Annotated in this window: 19 protein-coding genes, 7 tRNA genes and 1 pseudogene; 22 read left to right on the forward strand and 5 right to left on the reverse strand. The window is 29.8% G+C overall.

Features of this window, described 5'->3' with window-relative positions; translation table 11 throughout:
* Positions 1 to 166: 166 nt before the first annotated feature.
* The 10 genes and pseudogenes from CPIN18021_RS00915 to CPIN18021_RS09190 form a co-directional block, all read left to right on the forward strand.
* A tRNA-Lys gene (locus CPIN18021_RS00915) sits at positions 167 to 242 on the forward strand.
* 21 nt (positions 243 to 263) lie between these two features.
* Positions 264 to 339 (forward strand) — tRNA-Val (locus CPIN18021_RS00920).
* Between the two features lie 36 nt (positions 340 to 375).
* Positions 376 to 452: transfer RNA gene (locus CPIN18021_RS00925), tRNA-Asp, on the forward strand.
* A 9-nt stretch (positions 453 to 461) separates the two neighbouring features.
* Positions 462 to 537 (forward strand) — tRNA-Lys (locus tag CPIN18021_RS00930).
* A 23-nt stretch (positions 538 to 560) separates the two neighbouring features.
* Positions 561 to 636: transfer RNA gene (locus tag CPIN18021_RS00935), tRNA-Glu, on the forward strand.
* A 21-nt stretch (positions 637 to 657) separates the two neighbouring features.
* Positions 658 to 733 (forward strand) — tRNA-Val (locus CPIN18021_RS00940).
* A gap of 36 nt (positions 734 to 769) precedes the next feature.
* Positions 770 to 846 (forward strand) — tRNA-Asp (locus tag CPIN18021_RS00945).
* A 96-nt stretch (positions 847 to 942) separates the two neighbouring features.
* Positions 943 to 2,298 carry a transcription termination factor Rho gene (rho, locus tag CPIN18021_RS00950; RefSeq protein WP_078422767.1) on the forward strand — a complete coding sequence of 452 codons (1,356 nt, stop codon included), beginning with the start codon at positions 943 to 945 and terminating at the stop codon, positions 2,296 to 2,298.
* 244 nt (positions 2,299 to 2,542) lie between these two features.
* Positions 2,543 to 2,905, forward strand: a complete 363-nt coding sequence (locus tag CPIN18021_RS00955) for a diacylglycerol kinase (protein WP_078422768.1) — start codon at positions 2,543 to 2,545, stop codon at positions 2,903 to 2,905.
* 94 nt (positions 2,906 to 2,999) lie between these two features.
* A pseudogene (locus tag CPIN18021_RS09190) lies at positions 3,000 to 3,112 on the forward strand (transcription termination factor Rho); the annotation flags it as partial.
* A gap of 59 nt (positions 3,113 to 3,171) precedes the next feature.
* Here CPIN18021_RS09190 and nhaA read toward each other — a convergent pair.
* From nhaA to CPIN18021_RS00970, 3 genes are all read right to left on the reverse strand, one after another.
* Complete coding sequence (gene nhaA, locus CPIN18021_RS00960; RefSeq protein WP_078424189.1) at positions 3,172 to 4,329, reverse strand: Na+/H+ antiporter NhaA; 1,158 nt, start codon at positions 4,327 to 4,329, stop codon at positions 3,172 to 3,174.
* A 157-nt stretch (positions 4,330 to 4,486) separates the two neighbouring features.
* On the reverse strand, positions 4,487 to 5,833 hold the full coding sequence (locus CPIN18021_RS00965) for a phosphoethanolamine transferase (protein ID WP_162273635.1): 1,347 nt from the start codon (positions 5,831 to 5,833) through the stop codon (positions 4,487 to 4,489).
* Between the two features lie 404 nt (positions 5,834 to 6,237).
* Positions 6,238 to 7,110 (reverse strand): LysR family transcriptional regulator, encoded by an 873-nt coding sequence (locus CPIN18021_RS00970; RefSeq protein ID WP_078422771.1) that lies wholly within the window; start codon positions 7,108 to 7,110, stop codon positions 6,238 to 6,240.
* A 159-nt stretch (positions 7,111 to 7,269) separates the two neighbouring features.
* Between CPIN18021_RS00970 and CPIN18021_RS00975 the strand changes: the two genes are divergently transcribed.
* From CPIN18021_RS00975 to rplQ, 12 genes are all read left to right on the forward strand, one after another.
* Positions 7,270 to 8,799, forward strand: coding sequence for a flavocytochrome c (locus CPIN18021_RS00975; RefSeq protein ID WP_078422772.1), 1,530 nt, complete (start codon positions 7,270 to 7,272; stop codon positions 8,797 to 8,799).
* 368 nt (positions 8,800 to 9,167) lie between these two features.
* Complete coding sequence (locus CPIN18021_RS00980) at positions 9,168 to 10,706, forward strand: flavocytochrome c (RefSeq protein WP_078424191.1); 1,539 nt, start codon at positions 9,168 to 9,170, stop codon at positions 10,704 to 10,706.
* Positions 10,707 to 10,772: 66 nt separating this feature from the next.
* Positions 10,773 to 11,195: a cytochrome c3 family protein gene (locus CPIN18021_RS00985; protein ID WP_078424192.1), complete on the forward strand. Its 423-nt coding sequence runs from the start codon at positions 10,773 to 10,775 to the stop codon at positions 11,193 to 11,195.
* Positions 11,192 to 11,770: a cytochrome c3 family protein gene (locus tag CPIN18021_RS00990; protein WP_078424193.1), complete on the forward strand. Its 579-nt coding sequence runs from the start codon at positions 11,192 to 11,194 to the stop codon at positions 11,768 to 11,770. The genes CPIN18021_RS00985 and CPIN18021_RS00990 overlap by 4 nt, the downstream gene beginning before the upstream one ends.
* A 148-nt stretch (positions 11,771 to 11,918) precedes the next feature.
* A complete protein-coding gene (locus CPIN18021_RS00995; RefSeq protein WP_180375088.1) occupies positions 11,919 to 12,173 on the forward strand; it encodes a ComEA family DNA-binding protein in 255 nt (84 codons plus the stop codon).
* A gap of 148 nt (positions 12,174 to 12,321) precedes the next feature.
* Entirely contained in the window at positions 12,322 to 12,540 is a 219-nt protein-coding gene (gene infA, locus CPIN18021_RS01000) for a translation initiation factor IF-1 (RefSeq protein ID WP_009649712.1), read from the forward strand.
* A 185-nt stretch (positions 12,541 to 12,725) separates the two neighbouring features.
* On the forward strand, positions 12,726 to 12,839 hold the full coding sequence (gene rpmJ, locus CPIN18021_RS01005) for a 50S ribosomal protein L36 (RefSeq protein ID WP_069632674.1): 114 nt from the start codon (positions 12,726 to 12,728) through the stop codon (positions 12,837 to 12,839).
* A 2-nt stretch (positions 12,840 to 12,841) separates the two neighbouring features.
* A complete protein-coding gene (gene rpsM / locus CPIN18021_RS01010; RefSeq protein WP_069632675.1) occupies positions 12,842 to 13,210 on the forward strand; it encodes a 30S ribosomal protein S13 in 369 nt (122 codons plus the stop codon).
* Positions 13,211 to 13,232: 22 nt separating this feature from the next.
* Positions 13,233 to 13,625 carry a 30S ribosomal protein S11 gene (gene rpsK, locus CPIN18021_RS01015; RefSeq protein ID WP_069632676.1) on the forward strand — a complete coding sequence of 131 codons (393 nt, stop codon included), beginning with the start codon at positions 13,233 to 13,235 and terminating at the stop codon, positions 13,623 to 13,625.
* Between the two features lie 29 nt (positions 13,626 to 13,654).
* Positions 13,655 to 14,281 carry a 30S ribosomal protein S4 gene (rpsD, locus tag CPIN18021_RS01020; protein WP_078422776.1) on the forward strand — a complete coding sequence of 209 codons (627 nt, stop codon included), beginning with the start codon at positions 13,655 to 13,657 and terminating at the stop codon, positions 14,279 to 14,281.
* A gap of 15 nt (positions 14,282 to 14,296) precedes the next feature.
* Complete coding sequence (locus tag CPIN18021_RS01025) at positions 14,297 to 15,313, forward strand: DNA-directed RNA polymerase subunit alpha (protein WP_078422777.1); 1,017 nt, start codon at positions 14,297 to 14,299, stop codon at positions 15,311 to 15,313.
* A 1-nt stretch (position 15,314) separates the two neighbouring features.
* Positions 15,315 to 15,665, forward strand: a complete 351-nt coding sequence (rplQ, locus tag CPIN18021_RS01030) for a 50S ribosomal protein L17 (protein WP_069636362.1) — start codon at positions 15,315 to 15,317, stop codon at positions 15,663 to 15,665.
* Between the two features lie 459 nt (positions 15,666 to 16,124).
* Here rplQ and CPIN18021_RS01035 read toward each other — a convergent pair whose 3' ends face one another.
* Positions 16,125 to 16,868: a HugZ family heme oxygenase gene (locus CPIN18021_RS01035; RefSeq protein WP_078424194.1), complete on the reverse strand. Its 744-nt coding sequence runs from the start codon at positions 16,866 to 16,868 to the stop codon at positions 16,125 to 16,127.
* A 331-nt stretch (positions 16,869 to 17,199) separates the two neighbouring features.
* Positions 17,200 to 17,907, reverse strand: coding sequence for a plasminogen-binding N-terminal domain-containing protein (locus tag CPIN18021_RS01040; RefSeq protein ID WP_089503397.1), 708 nt, complete (start codon positions 17,905 to 17,907; stop codon positions 17,200 to 17,202).
* Between the last annotated feature and the right edge of the window lie 91 nt (positions 17,908 to 17,998).

The following is a 17,998-nucleotide window of genomic DNA, read 5'->3' on the forward strand; positions in this document are numbered from 1 at the left end:
ATTTAAAAAAGTATTTTCATATAGTCTAATATAATATTTTATCTATAATAATGTTTAATATATTATGATTTTTAAGCTTTATTGTTATAAATTTCTTTAAAATATATTTTAACCCTTGACAAAAACCTATGTTTTTTGTATAATCTCCACTTCTTTATTACGGAATGTCTTGTTAGCTCAGCCGGTAGAGCATCTCACTTTTAATGAGGGGGCCGTTGGTTCGAATCCAACACAGGACACCATTTTATTGATTTTGTATATTGGGTCGCTTAGCTCAGTTGGTAGAGCGCCACCCTTACAAGGTGGATGTCATAAGTTCGAGTCTTATAGCGACCACCATTTACAAAATTTATTTTGTAAGTCATTCTTTTAGGTGCAGCGGTAGTTCAGCTGGTTAGAATGCCGCCCTGTCACGGCGGAGGTCGCGGGTTCGAGTCCCGTCCGCTGCGCCACTTTAATATGTCTTGTTAGCTCAGCCGGTAGAGCATCTCACTTTTAATGAGGGGGCCGTTGGTTCGAATCCAACACAGGACACCATTTTTTATTTTCGGGTTATAAATGACCCTTTCGTCTAGTGGCTCAGGACTCTACTTTCTCAATGTAGGAACAGAGGTTCAAATCCTCTAAGGGTCGCCATTTACATAAAATATTTAGTTTGGTCGCTTAGCTCAGTTGGTAGAGCGCCACCCTTACAAGGTGGATGTCATAAGTTCGAGTCTTATAGCGACCACCATTTACAAAATTTATTTTGTAAGTCATTCTTTTAGGTGCAGCGGTAGTTCAGCTGGTTAGAATGCCGCCCTGTCACGGCGGAGGTCGCGGGTTCGAGTCCCGTCCGCTGCGCCATCTTTCGGATAAGTTACCTAATGTTGTCAGCTAAAAATTTAACTCACACTAATTAAGTATGTTATCTGTTATCTTAAATTTATTAAAGAGATTTTTATGGAAAATAACTCAAAAGAAACCAAAGACAATAAAGACACTCAGGAAAAAACACAAAAAACAACAAAAAAACATCAAAATACAAGAACGCACATACCAGTTGATGGACACAAGATAGAAGAGCTTAGAATGCTTGATCTTGAAAGCTTGGTTCAAATAGCTTTAAACTTGGGCGTTGAAAATCCAAGAGAATTTCGTAGACAAGACTTGATGTTTGAAATCTTAAAAACCCAAACAAAGCAGGGTGGTTTTATACTTTTTACAGGTATTTTAGAAATTACAAATGAAGGTTATGGATTTTTAAGATCCGTTGATGTAAACCTAAGTGATAGTTCAAATGATGCCTATGTGTCAAATTCTCAGATCAGAAAATTTGCACTTCGTGTAGGAGATATAGTTACAGGTCAAGTTAGAGAGCCAAAAGACCAAGAAAAATATTATGCATTGCTTAAAATAGAAGCTGTTAATTATCTATCTTTGGCAGAGGCAAAAGAACGTGCTTTGTTTGATAACTTAACTCCGCTTTTTCCAACACAAAAGTTGCATTTAGAATACGAACCATTAAAACTAACTGGTAGGGTTTTAGACCTTTTTACACCCATAGGTAAAGGACAAAGAGGACTTATAGTTGCTCCTCCAAGAAGCGGTAAAACAGAGCTTATGAAAGAATTAGCTCACGGCATAGCTAAAAATCATCCAGAGTCTCATCTCATGGTGCTTTTAGTTGATGAAAGACCGGAAGAGGTTACTGATATGCAACGTTGTGTGAAAGGTGAGGTATTTAGCTCTACTTTTGATTTGCCGGCACTAAATCACGTAAGAGTAGCCGAGCTTGTTATAGAAAAAGCCAAGCGTATGGTTGAAATGGGTAAAGATGTTATCATATTGCTTGATAGTATCACAAGACTTGCAAGAGCTTACAATACAGTTACCCCGCCAAGTGGAAAAGTTTTAACCGGTGGTGTTGATGCAAATGCTTTACATAAGCCAAAAAGATTTTTTGGTGCAGCTAGAAATATAGAACATGGTGGTAGCTTAACAATAGTCGCAACCGCTCTGATAGATACTGGTTCTAGAATGGATGAAGTAATTTTTGAAGAGTTTAAAGGAACTGGAAATAGCGAAATAGTTCTTGATAGAAATATATCTGATAGAAGAATTTATCCAGCTATAAATGTATTAAAATCAGGAACCAGAAAAGAAGAACTGCTTCAAAAACCTGATGAACTTCAAAAAATATGGGCTATAAGAACAGCAATTGCTTCTATGGATGATGTTGAGGCTCTTAAATTTTTATATGCAAAAATGCTTAAAACAAAAGACAATATTGAACTATTGTCTATATTAAACGACTAAAATTATTGTAGTCTGAAAATGACTACAATAATATGTTTTGATTTTTTATATTCTTGGATTTTACTTATAAAGTATTTTTTGGTTTAAAAATTGCTTATAAGCCAAGAATCATAAAATATATAAGAAAACAATAAAATCTATTATATGAAATTGATATATAATGGTATTTTTTATAAGTAAAAATATATCTATAATGATCATTAAAATGTTTGGTTTGAATAAAGAATAATTTAAAGGTTTTATTTTGAAACATAACAAGAAAGCTTATTTTAAACGTATTATTAGTGCAACAAAATATTCTTTAAAAGGTTTGAAAAGTGCATATATTTATGAAGCTGCTTTTCGTCAAGAAGTATGGTGTTGTTTTATATTTATTCCAATAGGACTTATCTTTGGAGATAATGCTATTGAAAAGTCTTTGCTTGTTGCATCTATTTTAATTGTATTGATAGTTGAATTGATAAATAGCGCTATTGAAGCTGTTGTTGATAGGATAGGATATGAAATTAATGAGTTATCTGGTAGAGCAAAGGACATGGGTTCATCTGCTGTTTTTGTATCAATAATATTAGCTTTTATTGTTTGGTTTATTATTTTTGTATTTTAATTTTTCTTCGTGTATTAGATATTTTAGTGTTTGCTTTGAACTAGTATTTAACTATTTTATTTTCTAAATTTCTTTGCAACAACCATTAAAATAGGCTATAAGAACAGCAATTGCTTCTATGGATGATGTTGAGGCTCTTAAATTTTTATATGCAAAATGCTTAAAACAAAAGACAATATTGAACTATTGTCTATATTAAACGACTAAAATTATTGTAGTCTGAAAATGACTACAATAATATGTTTATATGGCTATAAAATGTCTTTTTATTTTGAGTTAATCTTTAATATAATAAATCCAACAACTCCAGATATTACCGAGCCTATTAATATTGCTAGTTTATCAGTATAAGCAAAAGCATTAGATTCGTTGTAAGCCAATCCATTTACAAATAAACTCATGGTGAAGCCAACGCCACAAAGAACTGCAACGCCATAAAGTTGTTTAAAATTTACACCTTCTGGAATTTTGGCTATTTTTAATTTAATTGCTAAAAAACTAAATCCAAACACCCCAAATTGTTTGCCTATAAACAAACCAATCATAGTTCCAAGCGGAACAGCTGTCAATAACTGATCCATGCCTATGCCTTTTAATGAAATTCCTGCATTTACAAATGCAAATATTGGCAATATAGCAAAAGCAACCCAAGCATGTAAATCGTGTTCTATCTCTCTTAACATTGACTTGTTTGGATTATCTTTTTGTTTTATAGGTATAAAAAATGCAGATATAACCCCTGCTAGAGTAGCATGAACACCGGATTTTAAGACACTAACCCAAAAAATTAGACCTATTATTAAAAATGCTGCTTTACTTTTGACACCCATTAAATTTAGCACAAAAAGTCCTAAAATACATAAAAAAGAAGATCCAAGAGACAGCAAACTAAGATCACTTGTATAAAATAGCGCAATTATTATTATTGCACACAAGTCATCTATTATTGCAAGTGTCATAAGAAAAATCTTTAAGCTAGTCGGCACTCTAGAGCCAAGTAAGCTTAAAATACCAAGTGCAAATGCGATATCTGTAGCTGTTGGTATAGCCCACCCACTTAATGCAAAACTATCGTGTTTTGTAAATATATAAAATATAATTGCAGGTATTATAATCCCACCTATTCCTGCTATAGCAGGAAGGGCTATTTGTGAAGGATTTTTCAACTCCCCTTCTAAAATTTCTCTTTTAAGTTCAAGCCCAACAAGAAAGAAAAATATAGCCATTAAGCCATCATTTACCCATAATATAAGTGCTTTACTAAGCCCAAATTCTCCAAAACTAATAGTAAGATTTGTCTTTAAAAAACTATTGTAAAAATCGCTTAATAGTGTATTTTGAAAGATGAGTGCAAAAATAGTTGCAATCATTAAAAATATTCCACCACTAGCTTCGTGTTTTAAAAAATCTTTTATGTCACTCATAATACTCCTTGCTTTTTAGTAATTCTATACAAATTTATAAAATATATCAAGTATCTTAATTTTATAAATTTTTAATAGTGTTCAAAGAAGATTATAATTAATAAGCTTTTATAACGATAATGAAAACACTAATTAAAAGTGGTTTTTGTTTTTGCTATTATTCATTTTTGTCTTTTGGTAATATTGCGGGATCATTTTTTAGATTTTTGTAATCCGCTAAATCTTTTCCGTTATAAATCTTTATATCACCTATTTGTTTATCTGTAAAAAATGTTTTATTTTTAGATAAATTTTTCTCTTCTATGCCTAACCAATAAGCAAAGCCATACATAAAATCATAACCACTTTTCGGACTATTTATATAAGTTCTATTTGTGTCATCACTAGAAAGAATCAAAAATGGAACTTCGTAGTTTTGCTTATGTTCCGGATCGTGTCGCATATTTAAGTCGGAGAAAAATTTCTTTTTATGAGAAAGCCCATGATCTGAAAAATACATAATTGAAAAAGTTTCTTTTATCTCTTGTAGTCTTTGATAAATCATTTGTATTAATTTGTCGGTTTGTCTAATACTTGACAAATAACAAGACATTTTTTCATTTATAAAATCTGTTACATTGTTAATGTTATAGTTTTTATCAATTCTGTCACAAAAGACCGAATGTGAACCGATTAAATGGAGAACAATTAGCTTGTTTTTATCTGTTTTTTCTTCTATTGCTTTATAAAATTCTGGTATTAATTCCAAATCACTATGTGTTTTAAAACTGTACCCGTTTTTTGTTGTAAAGTATATATTTTTTGATTTAATTGCTATTGAATATTGTAAAATATCATAAGATCCCATTTTTCCTTGATTAGATAGCCAATAAGTATCCATATTTGAATCATTAGCTAAAGATATTATTGTATTTTCGTGAACCAAAGATTCTAGATTTTTATCATCATGTTGAGTTAATGTTCTTTGTAAAGACAAAGGTGTATTCCAAGAAGGCGACACATAATTGTTAAAAAATAAACCATTTACATTATCCAAGAAAGGTGTTGTTTTAAGAGAATATCCGTATAAAGACATATAATCTCTTCTCATACTTTCACCTATTATTAGAATATAATTTTTATATTTTTGATCTATATTTGTTATTTGCCATTTAGACGCATTATTTTTTGCAATAGACAGCATATTTTTTCTTTTGTGATATGTTGCAATGTTAGTTGTGAACTCAATTATAAATCTTAAGGGATAATATTGAAATTTATATGTAATATTTTCAAAGCTAAAATTTTTTGTTTCATATATTGTTTCTATCGGTTTGTGTATAATTGCAGTTATGATTATAATAGTTAAAATTTTTACAATCTTAGGGTTTGGTTGATTAAAAATTATAGAATTATTTAGTCTATATACTATGATAAATAAAATTATATATAAAAATACTAAAATATATGCTATAATTGGTATATCTTTTATATATTCTAGTGCCTCAAGTTTATTTGTCTCCATTAGAGAAACGACAATTCCTTCGCTTATACTTCCATAAATTATTGAATTAGGAAGATACATAACCCCCAAAATAAAGTTAATTACTAAATAAAATTTAAAAAATTTATCAGAATAAAATTTTATAACATATAAACTAGTAAAAAGCAATAATCCGTATGAAAATAATTTTTTATAGTGTTCCCCAAGTGCATAAACTGTAAAGCAACTAAAAATAAATAATACCATATAAAATAAGGTATTTTTCTTAAGACTATAATTCATATAAGTTCCTCAAAAATTTTTAACTAAAAAATTATTATTTTAAAATATTTTAACTAAAAAATAGGTAAGTTGATAATAAATTTAAACTAATGTAAAAAAAGCAAATAATAAATTATAGTAATCAAACAATATAATTTTTAATACTATAATTTAATCAATTCTAAAAATTCTTTAGCAAGTTTTGGTAATTTTTTATCTTTTTTGTATGCTACTACTATAGTTTTATCAAGTATCTCATCTCCTATATCAAATAGTTTGATATCTGTATTTTTAAAAATCTCTGTTGTAAAACATACTCCTTTGTTTAAAGCAACTAATGATATTGCTATATCAATAAATTCAACTTCGCAAAATATTTTTGGTTTAAAATTATGCTTCAAGAAAAAATCATCTATACATTCTCTGCTTTTATAAGAATCTCTTGGAAGGATAAAATTTTCATCTTTTAAATCTTGTATGTTTATCTTTGGATGTTTTTTTGTTATATTTTTGGCTAATCTATGTGATTTTGATAAAGCTAAATATGTCTTTTCTCTGTATATATTCTCACAAACTATATCATCACACTCTATTGGTATAGACATTACTGCCATATCAATATTAGAGTTTAAAATTGATATTCTTGCACTTGCTAATGAATTTAATTGTATTATTCTTATGTTTGATCTTGGATGGGTTTCGTGTAGTTTTACTATATGTTTGTGTGAAAAGTTATAGGCTATTTTGGAAAATCCTATTCTTAGGTTTTGTTTATTTGATTTTACTAAATCTACTATTTTATTATTTAGTTCATCTTGTAGTTTTAAAATTAACCTTGCTTTTTCTATATAAATTTGACCTACTTGTGTTAAGCTTAGATTATTTTTTCTATCAAATAGCTCGGTTCCCAACTCATTTTCTAATTTTAATACACTTTGAGATAGTGATGGTTGTGAAACATTTAGCTTTTCAGCTGCCTTTGTAAAGCTCTTGCTTATAGCTACTTGCAATACAAATTCCATTTGTCTAATATTCATGTTATACCTTAAAATAATATTTTAATGTTATAGGTAAAAACTATCAAATTATAATATAAAACTATTTGACATATACTTAAAAAAAATTATATTATTGTATATATTTTAAATATAAAAATTAATTTATGTATTTAAAAATTATATTCAAGGAGTATTCTTATGGAAAACATGTCTAGAAGAAATGTGTTAAAAATGAGCATGATTGGAGCTGGAGCATTAGCCTTAAGTGGGGTAAATGCAGATGCAAATAGCAAGGATATAAATTGGGATGAAGAATGGGATGTTGTTGTTATAGGAAGTGGTTTTGCTGGTCTTGCGGCTGGTGTAACTGCTGCTAACAAGGGCAATAAAGTTTTGATTATAGAAAAAATGAGCCGTTTTGGCGGTAACTCTGTTATAAATGGTGGGGTTATGGGTGTTTGGGGTAATGACTTCCAAGAAAAAGAAGGAGTAAAAGATAGCAAAGAATTATATATAAAAGATATTATGAAAGCAGGTGGCGGACTAAACCATGCAGAACTTGTAGAGACATTGGCAGATAGGGTTCAAGATGCTTATAAACTTGCAAAAGATTGTGGTGCTAAGTTTATTATGCTTAAACTTCACGGTGGACATAGTGTTCCAAGAGGTGCATTGGCAGAAACTGACAGCGGCGCAGGTATCACTAGACCTATGACTGAGTTTTTCCAAAAAATAGAAGGTTGCGAAATTCGTAGACAATGTAAACTGGATAGAATAATCACAGATGATAGCGGCAAGGTTTTAGGCATAGAAGCTAGGGTTGATTATAAATTTGATAGAAATGCTGAAAATGATGATAAAGAAAATACAAGTGGTACTAAGAAATTTATAAAAGCTAAAAAAGGTGTTGTTCTTGCGGCAGGCGGATTTAGTAGAGATAAGCATTTTAGAAAAGCACAAGATCCTAGAATTGCTGATGATTTGGACTCTACAAACCATCCAGGCGCAACTGCTGGTGTATTGCTTGAAGCACTTAAAGTAGGTGCAGAACCCGTTCAAATTAGCTGGATTCAAAGTTTACCTCTATCAAGTCCAGATGAAAAAGGATATGGTGTATCATCTGCATTTACACACGAAAGTTTTAGGTTTGGTATCATTGTAAGTCCAAAAACTGGCAAAAGATATGGAAACGAACTTGCAAATAGAAAAGTTCAAGCTGATTATGAGTTTAAATCAAAAAATGAAGACGGCGTATATCTATTAAGTATGTGCGATAGCAAAGCTGCTGCCGAAATGCTACCTGAAAAACTAGAAAAAGTTCAAAAAGTAGGTATAGTTAAGAAATTTGATAGTTTAGAAGCTATTGCTAAGGCATACAATATACCACTTGATGAGTTTAAAAAGACTGTTGAAAAATACAACCAATATGTAAAAGATGAAAAAGACCCTGATTTTGGTAAAAATTTAAGCAAAGCAATCACAAAAGGTTATGATTTTTCGGTTCCACCATTTTATGTATCACGAGTAATACCAAAAGTTCACCATACAATGGGCGGTCTAAATATAACTCCAAAAGCTGAAGTTATATCATCTTCTACAAACAAACCGATACCGGGATTATTTGCTGCTGGTGAAATCACAGGTGGTGTTCACGGTGCTGTTAGATTAGGAAGTTGCGCAATTGCTGATTGTCTTACATTTGGTATGATAGCTGGAGAAAATTTCTAATTAAAATAATTTCCAACATAGGAGAGGTATGATTTTTATATTCTCTCCTTTTTTAAAATCAATAAATATTAATATAAACTTATTTTAATTTTTAAACAGTATTAAATAATTTTTACTGTATATCCAATCCAAAATCAATGTTTTGATAAAAATAAATCAATCTTATCTTGAAAGTATCTTTTTTATTATTTTATAATGAATTTACTTCCATTATACTTTTAATATAAATGCTTTAAAAGTATAATAAAAAACTATTAAATTATAAGTTAAGACTATTTGACACATAGCTAAAAAAGTTATATTATTATATATAAATTAAATTATAAATTTAATTTATAATTTAAGTATAACCCTAAAAAGGAGATTATATGTCAAATATTTCAAGACGTGACATGCTTAAAATGAGCATGATAGGAGCTGGGGCATTAGCATTTAGTGGTGTAAATGCAAGCGCGACATTAAATTCTAAAGATATCAAGTTTGATGAAGAATATGATGTTGTCGTAATAGGTTCAGGGTATGCTGGTATGGCTGCTGCTATAACCTCTGCTGAAAAAGGACTTAAAGTTCTTGTTATTGAAAAAATGGGTCGCCTTGGTGGTAATTCAGTTATCAATGGTGGATTATTTGCTGTTGTAAATAGCCCTAAACAAAAAATAGAAGGAATAAAAGACTCTTTTGAAACATATATGAATGACTGTTTAAAAGCTGGTTTGCAAATAAACCATCCAGAAAACCTTAAAATTATTGCAGATCGTGGAAATGATGCATTAAAATTAACAGAAAAATGTGGTGCAAAATATTTTGAAAAACTATCACATCTTGGCGGACACTCTGTTCCAAGAACATATTTATCAGCAAACAGTAGCGGTTCTGGTATATTGCAACCTATGATTGAATATTTTTCAAAATTAGATAATGGCACAATAAAAAGAAGAACTAAATTTGATGACTTTATTCTTGATGATTTAGGACGAGTTATTGGCATATCAGCTAGAGAAAATTACAAATTCGACTCAAAGCTTTTAGATGATCATATGGAAAATAAAACAGGAGAACAAAAATATTTTAAAGCTAAAAAAGGTGTTGTTTTAGCAGCCGGTGGATTTTCTAGAGATGTGTTTTTAAGAAATATGCAAGATCCTGGCATACCTGTAGATACAGATTCTATAAATCAACCTGGCGCTACTGGCGAAGTTTTGATGAAAACATTTGAGCTTGGAGCAGTACCAATTCATTTGTCTTGGATTCAATTTGGTCCATGGGCTTGTCCTGATGAAAAAGGTTTTGGATCAGCTTCTAACTTTAATATAAATGCTACATTTAGATATGGAATCTCTGTTAATCCAAAAACAGGAAAACGCTTTATGAACGAACTTGCAGATAGAAGAACTAGAGCTCAAGCAATGTTTAAAGTGATTAATGGTGATGAAAAAAATTATCCTATTAATATTTGTGATCAAGCTGGGGTTGATAAGATTACTCCAGAAATTGCAGAAAAAGCTGTGAACTCTGGAGTGGTTAAAAAATTTAATTCCATAGAAGATATAGCAAAAGAATACAATATTTCGGCATCTGAACTTAAAAAAACAATTAATGCGTACAATAGCTACGTAATGTCTAAAAAAGATCCAGAGTTCAGTAAACCTGTTCATACACTAGAAGGTGTACAAATTATTAAAGCACCATTTTATGCAACAAAAGGTGTGCCGAAACTTCATCACACTATGGGTGGTCTAAAAATAAACGAAAAAGCTCAAGTGGTTTCTACTATCACAAGAAAACCTATTCCAGGTTTATATGCTGCTGGAGAAATTACAGGAGGAACTCATGGTGCAAGTAGATTAGGAAGCTGTGCTATACCTGATTGTCTTGTCTTTGGTATGATAGCTGGAGAAAATATTTAAATCAATTTTGTTTTAGTAAGCTTAGGATAAAAAATCCTAAGCTTATATTAAAGAAACGGAGAATTTATGAAATTTAAAATATTTTATTTAATCATTTTTTTATTTGCCTGTATATCGCAAATTTATGCTATAGACAAAAATACGACAAAAATAGAGATAACAAAAGAAATACAGGATAAATACCCTATTAAACCACATCATTCAAATATAATGCTTTCTTGTTTGAATTGTCATCAGGGGCAAGGAAATGATGTTACTAAGTTTAAAGCTATTGGTGATAAGGGTTGTATATCCTGTCATGGAGATAAAAAAAGAATAGCAAAAAGACTTGAATATATGGATATGTTAAAAGCAAATCCGCATAATTCAATTCATGATGGACCTACTTTGTTTTGTGATGAATGCCATAATGAGCATAAAAAATCAACCAATATGTGCTTAGAATGCCATGAAAGCGAAGTAAAAAATTGGATGAGGGTAACACCATGAAAAAAAGAGTAATATTTTTTATCTTAATAATAGGCGGATTACTGGGGCTTTTATCTTCCTTGGGAGTCTATTATGGACTTTCTGCAACAAGTGATGAGAAATTTTGTGTAGTTTGTCATGAGATGGATCCTATAGTCATTGCTTATAGTAAAGATATACATAGCGGCATAGGCAAAACAGGAGTAAAAGCTAAATGTGTTGATTGTCACTTACCACACGATAATATCATAAATTACATATACGCAAAAGCTAGAAATGGTGTTGTAGAGGGTGCTATTCACTTTTTTGGTGATGCTGAAAATATAAACTGGCATGAAAATAGAAAACATAGAAAAAATTTTGTGTTTGATGATGGATGTTTGAATTGTCATACAAATATTTATGATAATAAACTAATATCGGCAAAAGCTCATGAAATGCATGATCATTATAAATCTTTATTAAATACGGATAAAAAACTTGGTTGTGCTTCTTGTCATGTTGAGGTTGGACATACGGGACTTCAAAATATGCTTAATTATTGGAATCCACAATACGAAGCATATAAAGAAAAAGCATTAAAGAAAAAGCATTAAAGAAAAAAGAAGAGCTTAGAAAAGAGTATTTCAAGTAAGCTATTTAGAATTTTATGTGATGATCTTAAAAACTCATTGCATAAAATTCAGATTGCTATAATCTACATTTATGTAAAATACAATACAAATTTTATATAAAGGATGATTTATGAATAAATTAGTATTGTCTTTAATGCTTTTGGTTTCGTATATGTTGGCGGCTATAAATTTAAATACAGCTACAAAAGAAGAGTTGATGAGTTTAAAAGGTATAGGTAGCTCAAAAGCCGAAGCTATAATAGAATATAGAAAAGCAAATAAATTTAAAAGCACAGAAGAATTAAAAAATGTAAAAGGCATTGGAGATTCTATTTATAAAAAATTAGAAAAAGAGATATCGGTTTCTAATACAAAAAATAAATAAAACAACTTGTTTGAGCATTTTTTATATGCTCAAATTTTGTATATCAATCAAAATCTTTTACGAAATTTTATTTTTAATGTAAGTTAAATTTAATATTTGCTATAATTGCGATTTTTAAATCAAAAAATACTTAAACAAAGAGAGAATGATGGCTAAAGATGATGTAATAGAAATTGATGGTAATGTTGTAGAAGCGTTGCCTAATGCAACTTTTAAAGTTGAACTTGATAATAAACATGTGATTTTATGCCATATAGCCGGCAAAATGAGAATGCACTATATAAAAATTATGCCAGGAGATAGAGTTAAAGTAGAACTTACTCCATATAGTCTTGATAAGGGCAGAATAACATATCGCTACAAATAATACCTTATTTTTAACATTTTTAAAATTTTATAAAGTTTATTTTGGTATAATCCATGCTTCGCAACAAAGCTGTATGAAGAATTATTTTTAAAGATTATCACTTTTTTTTAAAAATAGTTGGTTTATATTTTCAATAAACCTGTATGCAGTTTGCTAAAAGTGAAATAAATTTTTAGGAGACTAGAATGAAAGTTCGTCCTTCTGTTAAGAAGATGTGTGACAAATGCAAAGTTGTCAAGCGTAATGGTATAGTTCGTGTTATTTGCGAAAATCCAAAACATAAACAAAGACAAGGATAAGTATGGCACGTATAGCAGGTGTAGATTTACCAAATAGAAAAAGAGTAGAGTATGGATTGACTTATATATATGGTATAGGTCTTTACAAATCACGTCAAATTCTTGATGCTGTTGGAATATCTTATGATAAAAGAGTTCATGAGCTTACTGAAGATGAAGCTGCAGCTATAAGAAAAGAGATCCAAGAACATCACATTGTTGAAGGTGATTTAAGAAAACAAGTAGCTATGGATATAAAGGCACTTATGGATCTTGGTAGTTATCGTGGTCTTCGCCATAGAAAAGGTCTTCCGGTTCGTGGTCAAAAAACAAAGACAAATGCACGCACAAGAAAAGGTAAGCGTAAAACTGTCGGTGCAGCAACTAAGTAGTCGATTGTTAAAGGATAAATAAATGGCAAAAAGAAAAATTGTAAAGAAAAAAGTAGTTAAGAAAAATATAGCCAAAGGTATCGTTTACATCAGTGCTACATTTAATAATACAATGGTTACAGTTACTGATGAGATGGGAAACGCTATAGCTTGGAGTAGCGCAGGTGGGCTTGGTTTTAAAGGTAGTAAAAAATCAACTCCTTATGCTGCACAACAAGCAGTAGAGGATGCTTTGAGCAAAGCTAAAGAGCATGGTATAAAAGAAGTTGGTATAAAAGTTCAAGGTCCAGGAAGTGGACGCGAAACAGCTGTTAAAAGCGTTGGTGCAGTAGAGGGTATAAAAGTTACTTTCTTAAAGGATATTACACCGCTTGCACATAATGGTTGCAGACCACCAAAACGCCGTCGCGTCTAATGAAGTTAAAGATTTAGGAGAATATTAAAATGGCTAGATATACAGGACCTGTTGAAAAATTAGAGAGACGTTTAGGTGTTTCTCTTGCATTGAAAGGTGAAAGAAGACTTGCTGGCAAGAGTGCATTAGATAAAAGACCTTTTGCGCCAGGACAGCATGGACAAAGACGTGCAAAAATAAGCGAGTATGGTTTACAATTAAGAGAAAAGCAAAAAGCTAAATTTATGTACGGAATAAGTGAAAAACAATTTAGAAGATTATTTTTTGAAGCAGCAAGAAGAGAAGGCAACACAGGTGCTTTACTTGTTCAATTATTAGAACAAAGACTTGACAATGTTGTTTATAGAATGGGATTTGCTACAACTAGAAGATTTTCTAGACAGCTAGTTACTCATGGGCATATTTTAGTAAATGGTAGAAAAGTTGATATACCATCTTATAAAGTTGAGCCTGGTGATAAAGTAGAAGTTGTAGAAAAATCAAAAAATAACCCACAAATAGTTCGTGCTATTGATTTAACATCACAAACTGGCATCGTAGCTTGGGTTGATGTTGAAAAAGATAAGAAATTTGGAATTTTTACAAGAAAACCAGAAAGAGAAGAAGTTATCATTCCTGTTGAGGAAAGATTTATAGTTGAGTTATATTCAAAATAATTAGAAAGTTCGATAATGAGAAAAATTACTACGTCAGCTTACATGCCAACTGAAATAAAAGTTGAAAGTATTAGCGAAAATATGGCAAAAATAATCGCTTATCCTTTTGAGGCAGGTTATGCGGTGACATTGGCACATCCTCTTCGTCGTCTTCTTTATACAAGCACAGTTGGTTTTGCGCCAACTGGAATTAAAATAAAAGGCGTAACTCATGAATTTGATAGCATGAGAGGTATGCTTGAAGATGTTGCTTTGTTTATTATTAATTTGAAGAACTTACGTTTCAAGCTAAAAAACGATAGCCAACGTGAAGTTATTGAATATAATTTTAAGGGACACAAAGAGATTATAGGCGCTGATTTAAATAATGATTTAGTTGAAATTGTAAATCCAAGTGAATACCTTGCTACATTAAATGAAGATGCTGAATTAAGCTTTCAGTTGATTGTTCAAAAAGGTATAGGTTATGTTTCAAGTGAAGATTTAAGAAGCAGTGTTGATGAGGATTATATAGCTCTTGATGCATTCTTTACGCCTGTAAAAAAAGCGATATATGATATAGAAAATGTATTGGTTGAAGATACACCAGATTTTGAAAAAATTATCTTTACTATCACTACAGATGGTCAGGTTAAACCTATAGAAGCATTTAAAAATAGTTTGGAAGCTATGTATCAACAAATGTCAGTATTTAAAGGAATACTCAACATAGACTTAGATACACCTGTTGTAAGTTCTAACGCTAACAGCGAGTATTCAAAATTACTATCTAGTGTAGAAGAGTTAAATTTAAGCGCAAGAAGCTTTAATTGTATAGATAAAGCAGATATAAAATATATAGGCGAATTAGCTTTAATGGATGAGACAGAGCTTAAAGATCTTAAAAATCTCGGTAAAAAATCCCTAGATGAAATAAAGGCTATAATGGAGGAAATAGGTTATCCTGTTGGAGCTACTCTTCCAAGAGATGCTAAAGAATATCTTAAGAAAAAAATAGCCGAATTAAAAACACAAACAAACGCAAAGGAATAAAATGAGACATAAACATGGATATAGAAAACTTGGTAGAACCTCATCTCATCGTTCTGCGTTGCTTAAAAATTTAGCAATTGCTATTATTAAAAGTGAAAAGATTGAAACAACTTTACATAAAGCAAAAGAACTTAGAGGATATATAGAAAAACTTATAACTAGAGCAAGAAAAGGTGATTTTAATGCTCATAGAGCAGTTTTTGCAAGTTTACAAGATAAAGAAACTACAAATAAATTAGTTACAGAAATAGCTCCTAAGTATGCGGATAGAAATGGTGGATATACTAGAATAATAAAAACTCGTATACGCCGTGGAGATGCCGCAGAGATGGCTTATATAGAGCTAGTTTAATTTTTATTAATCCAATAAGATTTTAAATCTTATTGGATTATCTTTTGCTACAAAAATTCATATTTTATCTTTAAATATTTTTTTATTAAAAGTTAGATTTTGTTTAAATAAAACATTCGCAAATATTAAAATTTCTATTAATAAATGTAATTATGTTAAACATAGTCTTGTTAAAAAATCTTTGTATTTAATTTTTAAATAATTTCAAAATATAAATTCTTTAAAAATTTATCCTATTGTTTGTCAAATTCTACCTAATTAAAAACAAAAACAATAATTAAAGCTTATATCTAAAATACTTTACATATTAAATTGTTTTTTTTAATATAAAAAATAATAATCAAATAAAGTGTTTTAAAGATTTTATTAAAGCACACAACAAATAGTTTTAAATATTAGATATATTATAATTATTTTTTATGGAGGTTCATCGGATAAAGATATCCGATGATTTGTTTTTTAGTGTTGTTTTATGTGAGGGTTATTTACTCTTTCTTCGTTTGCTATCTTTAGACCTTCTATATCGTATGCAGCCCCAAATCCTTTTACATAACGTCCAGTTTTAGGTGTTAATTTAACAACATAGAAATCTTTCATAGTTTTTATAAAAGAAAGTGCTGATTCATTTGGATTTAATTTTTCAAACTTATCCATTATATCAGCTCTTTTTGCATCATCTACAAATTCAGCTACAACATTTAAGCTTACCCTAACTCTAGCAAATAAGCTTTTAGCCTCTTTTTCATCTTGTATGAAAAAAACTGAAATATTATTTGGATTTTGTTTAATAGCATGATAATGTTTTGCTACTGATGATATGCATATATAAAAAGCGTCATCTTCTTTTACAAATGGTGAGTATGATGATACTGGTTGTCCATCTTTTATGCTTGAAATTACTAAAGTTTTAAAGCTATCCATAAACTCAACCATGTTTTTTTGAACTTTGCTTGTGCTAGAATCTTCTTTTACGCTAGCATATAGTTCTATGATCGCATCTTTATATCCATCATGATCTTCTACTTTGGTAATAAATGGAACAAATATAACATCGTCATTGCAAGTTATTTCTATACCGTTTTCGTTCATGTCTGTCATTTTTATATTTGTTGTATCTGCATTAGCATTGCCAAATTTCTTATAAACACTAATCAGAACTTCTACATGATCTCTGTTCATGTGATCTATTGCTCTTTGTTTCAATTGTACTCCTTGAATGATATTAAAGTAACATATTCTATTAAAACTTACTTTAAAAAGGATTTAAAACTTTTTATTACTTGATTTTTATCTAATGTTGTAATAATTTATATTTGAAGCTTATAATTTATAATGTCGTGTTTAGTAATTTTTTAATATTTTAGCTTAAAAATTTTATTTGTAATTTAAAATTTTATTTAAGTTAAATACTAATTTTATTTTTTAAAAAGCTTAATGTAGTTTTTATAGAAACATAGATTGATATTTTTTATTTTAAGGCTAGGCCAAACTATTTATAAATAATTATAGTTTGGCTTTTTGTGCTATAAATAATTTATTGGTTTAATAGTTTATCGTAATGAGCATCGTAGTTGTTTATATGTTCACTGTTTAATTTATAAAATATAGTATCAATATCTTTTACACGGGTATAAAACGGTAGTTGATAATATTCAACTTCGCCACTTTTAAACTCTTTTATTACATCAAAGCTTTGGCAGTCTGCAAAAACACTTTTTTGATCCATTGCTATAAATATTAAACCACTTGCACTTTGAGAACACATTTTTCTAAAATCATCTCTGCTAGGGTTTGGCTTATATTCATAACTTAAATAAGCACCAACAATATCTGGGTGTATAAAAGTTATATTTTTAAAAGAAGATACCACTTCTTCATATATTTCTTTGTTTGGAACAATTATTAAAGCTCTTGAATATAGATAATTTAATATTATTTCATCGCCTTTTTGTGGCGCTATACCAGGCATAGGAAGTGCTTTTTGTTCCAATGAATCAAAAACTTCAAATCTTACTTTTGCAAAACCCCCTTTTTTTGATACAACACTAACTCTTGCTATTATAGAGTTGTCATAATCGCCGAATTTGTGGATAACAATACCGCTTGAACCAACAACAATATCTGGGCTATCTATTATTGTTGCTGTCCCATTTTCTTCTATGCTTATAATTGGAGTTTTGTGTTCTGCCATACTAAAATCAGCACAAAAACTAACAATAAATAACGAAACTAGAATAAACATAACTTTTTTCAAAATAACTTCCTTATAAATAAAATTGGCTAGATTATAACCTAAAATGCTTTATTTTTTGCATAATTTAAAGAAATTTTTA

Origin of the sequence: Campylobacter pinnipediorum subsp. caledonicus (assembly GCF_002022005.1) — a bacterium.
Classification (GTDB): Bacteria; Campylobacterota; Campylobacteria; order Campylobacterales; family Campylobacteraceae; genus Campylobacter_A; species Campylobacter_A caledonicus.